Genomic DNA, 12513 nt, shown 5'->3' with positions numbered 1-12513 from the left:
AGTCGTCTTCCTCTTCTTTTATTAGTTAATTCATCGAATGAGCAAAGCTCGTTATCCTGTCCAAAGCCAACCCTGTATTGCCTTTTTCCTTTCCTTTGGCGATCCGGAGGATTAATTTGTCCGTTGCAGACATTTTATCGGTATAAATCTCATCTCCGAATACTTCCTTCACAAGGGCTTTGCTGTACAATTCTTCAGGAAAAGCAAGTCGGAGCTCTTTCTCCGCCTGCTCTCCCTTCAAGCCTGCGCAAATGAACAGCCCGAGACGTTTGCTCTTTAACATCTCCTTATTATCTTGGGAGAATTGGGCCATTTCCTTGCGGATTTTCCCATAATAGACGGAGCCGCCTAAAATGATATTGTCATACGCAGTAAGCGGTGGAACTTTGACGTACTTAAGATTGATCGCTTCCACTTCGCCCCGCAGCTTGGATTTCAAGAGATAGGCTGCCTTCTCTGTACACCCGTATTTAGTGGCATACAAAATCAATGTCTTCATTATACCCGCTCCTTGTCAGCTTTCAGAATGGGAATTATCCTGATGCTATCGTTAGCATCGCCTGCAAATGACGTGAAATGAGGGCTGCCTTCTGTTCCTCCGGGGGATTCTCTACAGTCAGTCTGATAATCAACCCGAAGGCTGCGCTCCAGATAACTTGGGCAGTCAGCTCCAGTTCGCGCTCACTTTGTGACTCCAAGCCTTTGAACCTGCGGAGTGTTGCACACAACATGCCGATTGCTTTCCGTTCCTGTGAAGCCCCCATATGCAGCACCGCAGTATGCCTGAGGACTGCCGCAGAATCATTAAACATTACATTGCGGTATTGTGTCCCCTCCTTTATAGCCATGCGAATAAATTGCGACAACGAGCGGCTCAACGCCTGCTCCGGTAATAATTCTTCACTGTTATGTGCCGTGGCAGCGTTCAGGTTCTGAAGCAGATTGCGGTACCCTTGCTCCAGCAATTGCCCGACGATATCCTCTTTCCCCTCAAAATAGTGATAAATGATCCCCGGTGAATACTCCATACGTTCAGCTATTTTGCGGATCGACAGCTTCTGTATTCCATTCTCGGCCACTAATTGGCCTGCCGTTTCCAGAATCAGTGTCCGCATGGCTTCCCGCTCACGCTCTTGCCGGCTTTCTTTGCTCATAGTGACTCCCTTCAAACTACTACAATAATCCAATTCATTAAACAATGTAATGTTATTGAACGATGTTCAACATGTAACTCAACTATATATCTGTACAACTCGTATTGTCAACATGTATGAAGCTTTTGAATGGATCAGCAGCGGTGCATATAATGAAATAGGCTATCTATGAAATAGATGTTTAATTACCGTATCTCTTTTTCCAATCCTCAGACCATTCCTTAAAGGTTAGACCTGTCACTTCTTCAAGCGTCCTTCCGTCCAACGAATAGGCGCTGCCCATCAGCAACTCGCCTTCTTTAAGCGGGAACGAAGTCCCGCCAATCACTTCTCCATCGGCCATCAGAATGTTAACATTGGTGGTATCCGTCAGATATATTTTTTCAAGCGGATGATTAGATACGGTGAACTTATAAATGGTTATTTTTTTGCCTAGATAATCATCCGGGGAAACGGCTTGAACACCCCACATCTGCTGATAAGGGGTCGATTCCGGACTTCCATACAGCAGCTTTTTGGTCAACGTATATTCAAAAGTCTCGTCTTCTGTAGAGATGATCTTATAGCCTTGCGCCTTAACATAGTCATGTGCAGTTTGTTCATCCCTTGCAAGTTCTTTACTGCAGCCCACTAGAATCAGTACCATAAAGCCGATCCATATGCCAAAATATCTGCGTGTTCTCATTTCTCCCCTCCATTCTTCAGATCAAGCAGGTGCTGGAGTTGCCACTCACGTTCTTTGGCCGTGTTGCTATTTCTATCTGCGGGGTAAGATCCGTAGGTTATAGCTTTGGCAGCATAGGTAGCTGCGTGAATGGCATGTCCGGCTACATGAGCGGAGGCTGCGGCCTGGCCTGCAGAACGGGCTGCGGCGCATGCAGCATCCCCCTCGGCCTCACGGGCCGCTGCATGGGTGGCAAAAGCGGCTTTACGTGCTTCACTCATCGTTAACTCACCGCGCACCCAGGCACGCCCGGCCTCAATAGCTTCCCGAAGACGTTTATCATCCGGGTGCCTCTCTTCAAAAAACGGGAGTACCCGCTCAGCGCAATCAACAGCCCATAAGACAAGTGTTTTGTGCTCAAATACACTTTGAAGTTCACCAATCGTTTTCCCCTTGTCGGTATCAATAAATTTCACGTTCCTCAATTATGGAACCTCCCTGAATGGATATTAGGTTAACATAATATGGTTTATGTCAACCAGCAGTTGAGGACTGTGTTTTCCTCTCCCTAAAGATAAGTTTAAATAATGGCGGTATAGCGAAAAACATAAAAAACGTCCTGAATAATTGGTAACCCGCTACGGTCGGCAAGTCTGCTCCCACTTCATGGGCAATCAGACTCATCTGGTCCATTCCGCCGGGCGCCAAGCTCAACATTGCTGTAGCACCTGACACCGACTCCAGATAAGCAAAAATAGAACTGAGTCCGTATGAGCCCCCGATAAGCACGATGCTGCTTCCTACAGCCAGCGTTAAGGTCAACACCTTATTATTAAGTTTTCGCGGGTCGAGCAGCAGCCCGACATAAACTCCGATCATCAGCTGAGCGGCATTCAGCAAAAGGGAAGGAAGCCGGGGACCGTGCAGCCCGCTGATTTGCAACATCGAGGTAATGATTGCCGGTCCGAGCAGATAGGCAGTGGGGAACTTGATCTTTTGACCCAGAATTCCGCAGAATGTGCAGGCAACAGCAAAGTATAGGATGTTCGGAAACAGACCATTCCACGTAGCTGGGTTAGCTGTAGTCAGGGAAATGGCATCACCAGCAGTGGAGCTGTTGCCAAACAGCGGACTAAAGATCAGCAAAGGCACACATAGGATGATCATCATGAGACGAATAACCTGGATAACGGTCACTACAGTGAGATTAATATCCTCTGATTCTTCCGCCAGCACCAGCATTTGCGTCAACCCGCCGGGAATGCTGCCCAACAGAATGGTTTTATAGTTATTACCCGATACTTTGGAGACAATTAAGGCAATACCGGCACAGAACAACAGCAGCAGAACCGTCATCAGCAGCATGGAAGGGAGCTGACGGGCCATCTCCCCCATCGCTGAACCGGTCAAAGACAACCCGATAGTATAGCCGACAATGATCATCCCGGTATTCCTTACTTGTCCAGGCCACTGGTAGTACTGTTTTGCTAGATTTGCTCCGATTAATGTGGCAAGCATCGGCCCAAGCAGCCAGGGGATCGGCAGATTTAACAGCATAAACAATTCTCCGCCGGCTAAGGCAGTCAGCAGCGTAATGAGAAAATGGGCTGTTCTGCGTGTACTATTACTTAGATTACTTAGTTCCATTTTGAATCCTCATTTCATAATTCTATCAAATCCACATTATATTCCGAGAAAAAAGACGCGCCGGATGCTGACGGCACGTCTACATATACTCTATCATGGAGCCGTCATCTTATGCTGGCATGAGTCAGTTAGGTTTACCCCTTTTGCTTCCTGTGCTAGTCGATGTCTTCGATCTTCCATTCTCCCTGCTTGTTAGGCAGCAAAACAATCGTGAACCCCCGGTCGGCAATATATCCTTCATCATCCATCAGGTAATAATCCACTTGAAAGCCGGCCCATTTCTCGTCTTTAAAGGGAATCCCCATCAAAGTCAATTCATAAAAATGGTATGTTGAAGAGTTTTCAACAAAGGATAGCAGACGCTCGGCAGTTGTCGACGAAGACATGGTAGCGCTGAACTGTTCCTTATTCTTACTTGCTATCGCCTCCAGACAGTCCATTACCTCCTGAAGAACCTGCTTATGTTCAGCACTATTGCCTACATCCGGTATCTGTACAAAGACGCCGGGTACAATTGGAGCTTTTTTCTCCATATGCTGCAGATCTTTAAGCATGTTAACAAATACCGGAAGCAGATGCTCACGCTGTTCTGCCATAGTATGGATCTCAGCGATGTAGCGCTTCCCCTTCGCCTCAACGGAAAATACATCAACCGTCGCATTCCCAGTCCTGTAATTGCCCATATATTCCTTGTACCTAAGCAACCCCGCGTCACTGTTTGTTAGACTCAGCTTGGCTTCTTCGGCAAAGAGAGATATAAAGTTCTGCTCATCCGCAGTCCCCCAGGCCGTTACCCCACCGGCTTCAAAACGTTTCATCGTTTCCGGCATCAACACTCCAAGCGGCAAGGTCCGATGGGCGGAAAAATCAGCAGAAACTTATTCCCCTTCAATGATGTAAGACCTTCCACCGCCACTATATTCCGGAACGTCAGCCTGCATTAGCGCGATGGACCTGTCAGCAGGCTGATCTGTGGCTTGTACAATAGCCCTTCTGCCCTTCGCAGATGCAGTTGGCAAGGGTTCAGAAGTTGAGGATACACCGGTCTGAACCGCTCCTTGTGCTGCATCAGGAGGCACATTCGCAAGCTTGTCATCATCATTGTTACAACCCGTAAATAACGCGGACGATAGCGCAATACAGGCGATCCACAATTTTTGTTTCGTCATGGCCATCTAAATCCACCTCAATTACCAGACGCTGGAAAACAGCGAAAGTTGCGGTTTCAAACAGTATGAGAGAAACGTTGTGAATGAAAGCCACTTAGAGTGAAGCACAATTTATTTTTTAATCCCATTAATACTTAATGTACTGAAATACTGACTGGGATTGCCTTGCTTTGGATTAAAGCGCTCTTTAAATTCCCCATGCGTATAGCTGCCGATCACACGATGCCAGAAGTTACGGGCAGGTGTATTGGCGCGGATCTGCGACACCTTCCAGTCACCCTGAAACATATCAAACAACCGGTGGGCTGCCCATGTGCCTACACCGCTGCGGCGGTATTTCTGCATCACAAAAAATTCAGTCATGTAGTACTGCCCTTCCGGGTTGCGAAGCAGACGGTCCACCAGTGCGAATCCGGCAATATGCCCATCCACCGTAAACAAATAAGCGAACTTATTGTTGCCGCTGTTCCAGTAGGCTTCAAGTCCGGGATACTCCGGAAAGCCGCCATCACGGTCTACCTCAAGATCCAGGTAACGGGTAAAGTCATACAGATAGAATTGCATGAGTCTGCTGATTGTCTGCTTTTGCTCCTTGGGAACCAGTTCGATTCCAAGCTCCATTAGGTTCACCTCTGCCATTCACGTTTACTTCACATCATATAACTTTGTCACTTCTGGAGCAAGCCGCCTGCCTGTCATTCCCGGTGCAGCACAAAACATGATAAGAAAGATTAGACCGCAACACTTCAAACCTAAGCAAACTATGAAAAAGGTGATTGTTATCAGCATCCAAAAAAACAGCGACCGGAAAAATCTCGACCAGAGGCTGCATCTTATGCCATGGTTTGTACAGCAATTCATTGACTATAAGCGTCCGGACCTGTCCCCTTCTACGCTACTGTAGTATATCCGTGATTATGAACTGCGGATGGTAATATCGAGGCCAGCCTAACCAGCTATACTTCCGAGGGCCAAGTGGATATTCCGCTAATCCCGAACAATCCCTATGAAAAAAGCTTGCGTCATGCTCTCCAGTGTCTGCAGAATGGAACAGATTCAACTCTTTCCTTACAACATGCGCTGAAATCCTTGGAGATGGCGTCCATGCTGACGGATCAGCTTACAGCTCTCATGCATACTTGAATGGAAGTACATCGCGATTGAATCCGTTGACTTTTGCCGCCCGTTATGTGATTTCATCCTTTTTCCTGGTGATTGTGATTAGGTAAAGATATGTGTTGTAGGTGGGCGAATGGGCTAGATGGAGCATTAGGTTTTGATTTTTCTATTATGCATTTTTCATATAATGAATTTTTATAGTTAGGTGGAGAAAGAGGACTTATTCGTTGATGCCGACGGCTCGTGATTTATTTCTTTTAGACAAAACCGGAAGGTTGTTACCATAATTATTATTATGTTGACTTATGAGGGCTATTTAGAAGAATGGAATTCGTTACCTTCCCAAAATCAATACAGCGTCAGCACTTCAAGCAGAAACCTATACATCCTTATATTTGAACAGAATCATCTGTTCTTGCTGCCGCTCTTTTGCTCTTTCATCGCATCCGTATGATACTCCTTGCCATTGGCTTGCTTCCCCTCAACTCCGGGACATTGTAAGCACGAATTTGTCTAGCTTATCCACCGATAATCCAGCTCCAGCTTCGTGCCCCTTCCCCTTGACCATGCGCAGAATCCATCTGTCCAATGTTGATATTTTCTCCGGATCAATCTCATCACCCAGGATCTCCTTGGCGAGTGCCTTGTTGTACAAAACCTCAGAATAAGCTTGCTTCAGTTCCTCCTCCGCCTTCTCCCCTGTCATTCCTGCACAGACGAACAACCCCAGCCTCTTGTTTAACAGCTCCTGCTGATATTTGGACGTAAACAACGCCATTTCCTTGCGGATTTTGCCAAAGTAGATGGAGCTGCCCAGAATTACCGTGTCATATGAAGCCAGAGCCGGCACTTCGGCATATTTTAGATTCATAACCTCAGCCTCTCCAAGCCTGGATTTCAAAAGCATTGCGGCCTTCTCTGTACATCCATATTTACTGGCATACATAATCAATGTCCTATTCCTCATAATATCCGCCCCTATTCTATGGGTAATGAGTTTGAAGACTATCCCGGTTCCTGTACATTGCTCAATACAAGGTACAAACAAACAATAACACCCAAATGAAACGCAGGGAACGCTACCAACTCTACTGTAGATACACTTACTCCCGCCCTCAGCATCCCAATGATCATGGCTGTGATGGAGGTTAGGAGAGCAGCGGCTTTCACTATGACTACAGAAGCAAGCAGATAACCATAAGGCCGCCTGCGAATGAGCAGTACCCCGGTAATTGCCGTGAGCGGAACAACAATAGCTAAATCGAGTGCCTGAATCACTAATGTGCTGTAATGCTCCAACCCTACAGGGGCTGTCCCTTGCCGTAAAGAACTAGCAAGCCTGCCCAGCCATAACATCATAATCATAAACGCGGTAAACAGCAGGAAAACGCCTATGCTTGTGGCCGGTAAACTGTGTTTAAAATAACGTTCTACCTTCTCCCGCTCTAGGGACAACAGTGTCAGAATAAAAGCAAATAAGCTGGCTGAGAACAACATGACATAGATTAGAAACAGATGATTGTACATAGACAGGAAGCTGTAAGACGCATAAGTATATGTAAAATATCCCAAAGCTCCAGCTAACAGCAAACGTCCTCTGACCCTCCCTTTGAAGCTCATAACCAGTGACACAACCAGCAAAGGAACCCCCAATACCAGCGTAACTCCATCCTGGGCTATAGCCTGAGCAGCAGCGGAAACTGAATCGTGTTTATATATCCCACTACCATATAATTCGACCTTGTCACCCCAGATAGAGGTAAAAGATTCAGACCTTCTTGCCGCCTCCGGGCCGTGACCTGACAGCAATCCGTACCCCGACGCAATTATCGCAAGGAGAATAATTAAACCCGTTAAAATGCCAACTGACCGTCTATATTCCATCGGCGTCTCCCCCTGGTCGAATAGTCAAGCAGAAACGGCTTTGCCGTCCTTTTAAAGGACGGAACCGTTCCAGCCCCCCCGCAATTAGAAGCATGGCCTCAACATGCCGCGCGATCAGGGTCTCCTTCTGCTCCTCCGGCAGCTCTTTCTCGACGGTCAGCCTCATGATCAGTCCAAATGCCGCGCTCCAGATCACCTGGGCGGTAAGCTCCATTTCCTCCTCTTTACAGGCATCCATCCCTTTGAATTGGCGAAGAATACTACAGAGCATGCTGATCGCATTGTGCTCCAGTGCAGCCCCTTTATGCAGCACTGCCGTGTGGTTAAGCACAGCTGGTGAATCATTCAGCATCACATTCCGGTACTGGGATTCCTCCGCTGTTGTCACCCGAATGAACTGCGACAGCGACTGGCTTAGCTTTTCCTCAGCCGATTCTTCATTCTGCGAAGTGTGTAATCGGGCTGTTAGTCCATCAATCAACTCCCTGTACCCCTGCTGTAGAAGCTGCTCCACAATAGCCTCCTTTCCCTGAAAATAGTGATAAATGATTCCGGCGGAATAGTCCATCCGTTTAGCAATCTTGCGGATAGATAACTGCTTGATCCCCTTCTCGGCCACCAGCTCACCGGCTGTTGTCAGAATCAAATGACGCATCGCTTCGCGTTCCTGCTCTTGCCTTTGTTCTTTGCTCATGATTTCAAAATTCCTCCATTTGCGTTTAGATCAGCGAATTTAACACTGCAATGTTTTTAAACAGTGTTCAATATACATTATATGGCACTATACTGCTGCGGGATGTGATTATTTTGACATTCTTAAGGAATCTCATTTCCAAACTGTATAATTTCCTAACAGAAATAAAGCCTGAGATAGCCCCGGCGGGCATCCCAAGCTTTAGATTTATCATTCAGTTGCCGAATTAAGTTAACATAATTATTGAATAAAATTTGGAAAAATTTTGCTCATTCGAAACGTCTAATCATAGTACATCAGGTGGGGCAAGCAATCCTGTTGGGTTGATTCATCTGTTGCATCATACGGCCAAAATGGGGGTGGAAAACATGAAGAAGCTTGGCGGATATTGGGTTAATGCTCTGGAACAAGGTAAGCATGAGGTATCCGGAACGGATATAGCAGAAAAAACAATGCAAGCTACAAATGATCAATATAATGAACTGAAGAAAAGTGTATTAGAAAAATATAAACAATAACGGTACTGAGAAGCAGCTCATTTGAGTTGCTTCTTTTCAAACAACAGGCACCCTAAGCACATCGGGTCCGGCTAATCAATACTGGCAATTTTCCACTCACCCTGCTTCTTGAGCAGAGAAATAACATTCCCTTCGTCAACAATGTAGCCCTCGGAGGTCATCCGATAATAGCTGACCCAGAAGCTGGCCCGCTTGGTCCCTTCCACGGGGATGGCTGTCAGAGTCAATTCATAGAAATGATAAACATTCTTCTCATCCAGGACAAACTGGAGATCTTCATTTAGCAGCGGTGAATACATAGTTGTGGCGAACTTCTCCTTATCCCCTGCCGCCCAGGCTTGCTGAAATATTGACTGGGATTACCTTGCCAGGAGTTGAAGCGCTCCTGGAACTCGCCTCCTGTATAGGACCCGATCACCCGGTGCCAGAAGTTACGGGCAGGTGTATTGGCGCGGATCTGCGACACCTTCCAGTCACCCGGAAACATATCAAACAACCGGTGGGCTGCCCATGTGCCTACACCGCTGCGGCGGTATTTCTGCATCACAAAAAATTCAGTCATGTAGTACTGCCCTCACCTCTGCCATTCACGTTTACTTCACATCATATAACTTTGTCACTTCTGGAGCAAGCCGCCTGCCTGTCATTCCCGGTGCAGCACAAAACATGATAAGATAGATTAGACCGCAACACTCCAAACCTAAGCAAACTATGAAAAAGGTGATTGTTATCAGCATTCAAAAAAACAGCGACCGGAAAAATCTCGACCAGAGGCTGCATCTTATGCCATGGTTTGTACAGCAATTCATTGACTATAAACGGCCGGATCTGTCGCCTTCAACCCTACTGGAGTATATCCGCGATTATGAATCTTTTTTTGGGTGGCTGCGTGTGGAAGGACTGTCTACGGCCGGCAGTAATGCTGAAATCACTCTGCTTGATCTGGAAACACTCCATATGGACAGTATTGTCGGCTACCGGCTGCATTTAACTACCCGCGCCGAAGGAACGAACACCCGGGTGACGGTATCCCGCAAGCTGTCCGCTCTGCGCTCCCTCTTCCATTACCTGAGCCAGATTGCCGAAGATGAGAATTTCTACCCGCTGCTGAAGCGTAATATTATGGCCAAGGTGGAAATCAAACGTATTCATAAACCGAAAGATACCGCAGCCAAGCTAAAGGGGAAAATTCTCGAAGACGAGGAACTGCTGGAATTCGTAGGTTACATTTATGAAGGTTATGGCAGAGATGTTGAGGCTAACAAGCAGGCATATTACTCCTTTCAGTTGAACCGGGAACGGGATGCCTGCATCGCCAGTCTGATCTTGAACTCCGGCCTGCGTGTATCCGAGGTGGTTAATCTCAACGTGGATGATCTGGATGTGAACAACAAGCTGCTCTATGTATACCGCAAGGGCAACAATGACGAGACCTTCAAGACACCTGTGTATTTCCGCGAGCAGGCCAAGGATGATCTCTCGCTGTATCTAAGTCTCCGCCAGGCCCGCTACAAGACGCCAAAGAGGGAAAAGGCGTTGTTCATTGCATTGCCCAATGGCAGCCAGGAAGGGAAACGGATGACAAAACGGGCGATTCAAGAGATGATTATCAAATACGCCAAACGTTTCGGAAAGCCGTATTTGACTGTGCACAAGTTGAGGCACTCTTTCGCCACGGACTATTATCTGCAAAATGATATCTACAAAACCAAGGAGCAGCTTGGACACGCTTCGACCGAAACTACCGAAGTCTATGCCCATCTTACCGACAAAACCATGTCCGAAGCGATTGAGCGGCGTGTGGAAAGCTGATGGCATCACTGTGGTCGGAAGGAACCAGTTAAGCTGCATTCAGCAGAGTTTTGATCTAATGTTGATGAGAATTTAATTTTTAGTACTGTAAGGAGCATACCCATGTCAGAGAATTACAATTACAATTATTCACCATCCGGCCCGGCCGGAGCTTCTCTCGTTTTGCAATCAGACTGCGAGAATTGTTTTGGCTTATGCTGTGCGGCGCTGCCCTTTGCAGTTTCGGTAGACTTCGCGATGAACAAGAACGCTGGACAGCCCTGTCCCAATCTGCAGACGGACTTCCGTTGCGGTATTCATACCGCTCTGAGAGACAAGGGTTTTCGGGGCTGCACGGTGTATGACTGCTTTGGAGCAGGCCAAAAGGTATCCCAAATCACCTATGGCGGCAAGGACTGGCGGCAGGCACCCAAAACATCATCACAGATGTTCGAGGTATTCCCGGTAATGCGTCAGCTACATGAACTGCTGTGGTATCTCACCGAAGCACTCCATTTCCAGTCGGCCGCCCCGCTTCATAGTGCACTGTCAACCGCTCTGGAGAAGACCGAACAGCTCACGAACCTGAAGGCCGAGGCGCTGCTGGAGTTGGATGTTGCTGCACACCGTGGGGAAGTCAACGAGCTGCTCCTGCGTACCAGTGAAATTGTGCGTGATGCGGCCCGCCGGGAGCTGAAGTCGGTTCCCAAACGACAAGCAAAATATGGCCGCGGCGCGGATCTGATCGGCGCCAAACTGAGGGGTGCGGATCTGCGGTGCGTAAGCCTGCGGGGGGCCTATCTCATTGCTGCTGATCTCAGCGGTGCAAATCTGCAGGCTGCTGACCTCATTGGCGCAGATTTCCGGGATACTAACCTAAGCGGAGCTGATCTGACCGGCAGCTTGTTTCTTACACAGGCACAGCTTAATGCAGCCAAGGGCAATACCTTAACCAAGCTGCCTCCAGCGCTTGTCCGACCTGGTCACTGGACATAGAATCAACAGCATAAGCAATGCAGCAGCCCCAGTCTTCCATTACCATGGAGAACTGGGGCTGCTGCTCCTTGTGACCTGATTTTGAAGAGACGGTTCAATGAAGCGCGGACTGAATTTTTTGGGTTTTCTATTGTGAATTTTTCATATGTTGAAATTTTGAAAATAAGTTCGTTGCTGCCACAAAAAATCAGCAATTGCCGCACTGTCGTTGATGCTGAATTGCCGGATTCCCGGCTCAATCCGCATTTTGTCCTTCATTTCCTCCCATAATGCGGCAGCGACCTTATTCTGCGCATTTTTCAGCAGGCTCAGGTCTTCTTCGTTATGAACCAGTACTATTTTAGGATAAGCTTCATGTTTGAAGCCCTCAACGAGCACATAATCATAGCTGGAAAAAGCTAAAATCAGCTCTGCCAAACTGCTGCTGCGTTCTTCGATCACCGATGTCTTTCTGCCGCTGGTGATGGCAATTGCGGATGCTCCGGCCTGCCGTTGCTGCCAGGTATCTGTCCCCGGATGATCCATATCATAGTCATGGGCATCATGTTTAATCACCGCCACTGTGCAGCCGTGCCGCTGCAGCAGCGGAATCAAGTCACAGATCAGCGTAGTTTTGCCGCTGTTTTTATAGCCGACAATCTGGCATACGGCAGGTTGACTCTTGCTGCCTCCACCAGTCGATTCCTCTTCCGTTTGAGGACTTCCCGCGCGATAACGGCTTGTCCTGCCTGAATTTCTGCTGCAGGTATGGCTGTTCTTGCCCTTTCCATTCCTGCCTCGTTCTAGCCATGAGTTGCCAATATTCAGCCGTGCAAAGTCAAGATCCGTTTGACTTCTTTTCTTGCCCCGTTTCATCACGTTTCTGCTTCACCCCTGA

Annotated in this window: 17 protein-coding genes and 1 pseudogene; 4 read left to right on the top strand and 14 right to left on the bottom strand. The window is 47.6% G+C overall.

Annotation, left to right across the window (positions count from 1 at the left end):
- Window positions 1–25: 25 nt before the first annotated feature.
- From NYE29_RS25630 to NYE29_RS25595, 8 genes are all read right to left on the bottom strand, one after another.
- Window positions 26–499, bottom strand: coding sequence for a flavodoxin domain-containing protein (locus NYE29_RS25630; protein WP_076114103.1), 474 nt, complete (start codon window positions 497–499; stop codon window positions 26–28).
- A 34-nt stretch (window positions 500–533) separates the two neighbouring features.
- On the bottom strand, window positions 534–1154 hold the full coding sequence (locus tag NYE29_RS25625; protein WP_076114102.1) for a TetR/AcrR family transcriptional regulator: 621 nt from the start codon (window positions 1152–1154) through the stop codon (window positions 534–536).
- Window positions 1155–1335: 181 nt separating this feature from the next.
- Window positions 1336–1839: a hypothetical protein gene (locus NYE29_RS25620; protein ID WP_076114101.1), complete on the bottom strand. Its 504-nt coding sequence runs from the start codon at window positions 1837–1839 to the stop codon at window positions 1336–1338.
- The gene (locus NYE29_RS25615; RefSeq protein WP_076114125.1) at window positions 1836–2294 is read right to left on the bottom strand and encodes a putative immunity protein; all 459 of its coding nucleotides are present in this window, start codon (window positions 2292–2294) and stop codon (window positions 1836–1838) included. The genes NYE29_RS25620 and NYE29_RS25615 overlap by 4 nt, the downstream gene beginning before the upstream one ends.
- 58 nt (window positions 2295–2352) lie before the next feature.
- On the bottom strand, window positions 2353–3465 hold the full coding sequence (locus tag NYE29_RS25610; protein ID WP_076114100.1) for an AbrB family transcriptional regulator: 1113 nt from the start codon (window positions 3463–3465) through the stop codon (window positions 2353–2355).
- A gap of 155 nt (window positions 3466–3620) precedes the next feature.
- On the bottom strand, window positions 3621–4283 hold the full coding sequence (locus NYE29_RS25605; protein ID WP_340897984.1) for a hypothetical protein: 663 nt from the start codon (window positions 4281–4283) through the stop codon (window positions 3621–3623).
- A 60-nt stretch (window positions 4284–4343) separates the two neighbouring features.
- Entirely contained in the window at window positions 4344–4634 is a 291-nt protein-coding gene (locus NYE29_RS25600; RefSeq protein ID WP_144024487.1) for a hypothetical protein, read from the bottom strand.
- A 111-nt stretch (window positions 4635–4745) separates the two neighbouring features.
- A complete protein-coding gene (locus tag NYE29_RS25595; RefSeq protein ID WP_340897982.1) occupies window positions 4746–5273 on the bottom strand; it encodes a GNAT family N-acetyltransferase in 528 nt (175 codons plus the stop codon).
- A 142-nt stretch (window positions 5274–5415) separates the two neighbouring features.
- Between NYE29_RS25595 and NYE29_RS25590 the strand changes: the two are divergent.
- A pseudogene (locus tag NYE29_RS25590) lies at window positions 5416–5535 on the top strand (tyrosine recombinase XerS); the annotation flags it as partial.
- 699 nt (window positions 5536–6234) lie between these two features.
- Here the strand turns inward: NYE29_RS25590 and NYE29_RS25585 are convergent.
- From NYE29_RS25585 to NYE29_RS25575, 3 genes are read right to left on the bottom strand one after another with little or no spacing between them, the layout of a single operon-like run.
- Window positions 6235–6720, bottom strand: a complete 486-nt coding sequence (locus NYE29_RS25585) for a flavodoxin domain-containing protein (protein WP_083675980.1) — start codon at window positions 6718–6720, stop codon at window positions 6235–6237.
- Window positions 6721–6758: 38 nt separating this feature from the next.
- Window positions 6759–7637 carry a hypothetical protein gene (locus NYE29_RS25580; RefSeq protein ID WP_083675979.1) on the bottom strand — a complete coding sequence of 293 codons (879 nt, stop codon included), beginning with the start codon at window positions 7635–7637 and terminating at the stop codon, window positions 6759–6761.
- Window positions 7627–8331: a TetR/AcrR family transcriptional regulator gene (locus NYE29_RS25575; protein ID WP_076114648.1), complete on the bottom strand. Its 705-nt coding sequence runs from the start codon at window positions 8329–8331 to the stop codon at window positions 7627–7629. The genes NYE29_RS25580 and NYE29_RS25575 overlap by 11 nt, the downstream gene beginning before the upstream one ends.
- Window positions 8332–8699: 368 nt before the next feature.
- Here NYE29_RS25575 and NYE29_RS25570 point away from each other — a divergent pair, with 368 nt between their 5' ends.
- The gene (locus NYE29_RS25570; protein ID WP_179091899.1) at window positions 8700–8849 is read left to right on the top strand and encodes a hypothetical protein; all 150 of its coding nucleotides are present in this window, start codon (window positions 8700–8702) and stop codon (window positions 8847–8849) included.
- A 71-nt stretch (window positions 8850–8920) separates the two neighbouring features.
- On the opposite strand, the gene NYE29_RS25565 is transcribed toward NYE29_RS25570, so the two are convergent.
- The gene (locus NYE29_RS25565) at window positions 8921–9148 is read right to left on the bottom strand and encodes a hypothetical protein (protein ID WP_076114647.1); all 228 of its coding nucleotides are present in this window, start codon (window positions 9146–9148) and stop codon (window positions 8921–8923) included.
- The gene (locus NYE29_RS25560) at window positions 9130–9411 is read right to left on the bottom strand and encodes a hypothetical protein (RefSeq protein WP_340897980.1); all 282 of its coding nucleotides are present in this window, start codon (window positions 9409–9411) and stop codon (window positions 9130–9132) included. Before NYE29_RS25560 ends, NYE29_RS25565 begins: the two co-directional genes overlap by 19 nt.
- 167 nt (window positions 9412–9578) lie before the next feature.
- Here NYE29_RS25560 and xerS point away from each other — a divergent pair, with 167 nt between their 5' ends.
- Both xerS and NYE29_RS25550 read left to right on the top strand, forming a co-directional pair.
- The gene (gene xerS, locus NYE29_RS25555) at window positions 9579–10661 is read left to right on the top strand and encodes a tyrosine recombinase XerS (RefSeq protein WP_340899802.1); all 1083 of its coding nucleotides are present in this window, start codon (window positions 9579–9581) and stop codon (window positions 10659–10661) included.
- Between the two features lie 102 nt (window positions 10662–10763).
- Window positions 10764–11636, top strand: a complete 873-nt coding sequence (locus NYE29_RS25550) for a pentapeptide repeat-containing protein (RefSeq protein ID WP_340897979.1) — start codon at window positions 10764–10766, stop codon at window positions 11634–11636.
- Window positions 11637–11777: 141 nt separating this feature from the next.
- Here the strand turns inward: NYE29_RS25550 and mobB are convergent, their stop codons facing one another.
- Window positions 11778–12491, bottom strand: a complete 714-nt coding sequence (mobB, locus tag NYE29_RS25545) for a molybdopterin-guanine dinucleotide biosynthesis protein B (protein WP_340899801.1) — start codon at window positions 12489–12491, stop codon at window positions 11778–11780.
- Window positions 12492–12513: the final 22 nt, after the last annotated feature.

The organism is Paenibacillus sp. FSL M7-1046, from assembly GCF_038007405.1.
Classification (GTDB): domain Bacteria; phylum Bacillota; class Bacilli; order Paenibacillales; family Paenibacillaceae; genus Paenibacillus_AQ.
Note: the sequence above shows the minus strand (reverse complement) of the source record. Positions and strands in the feature narration are given on the sequence as shown.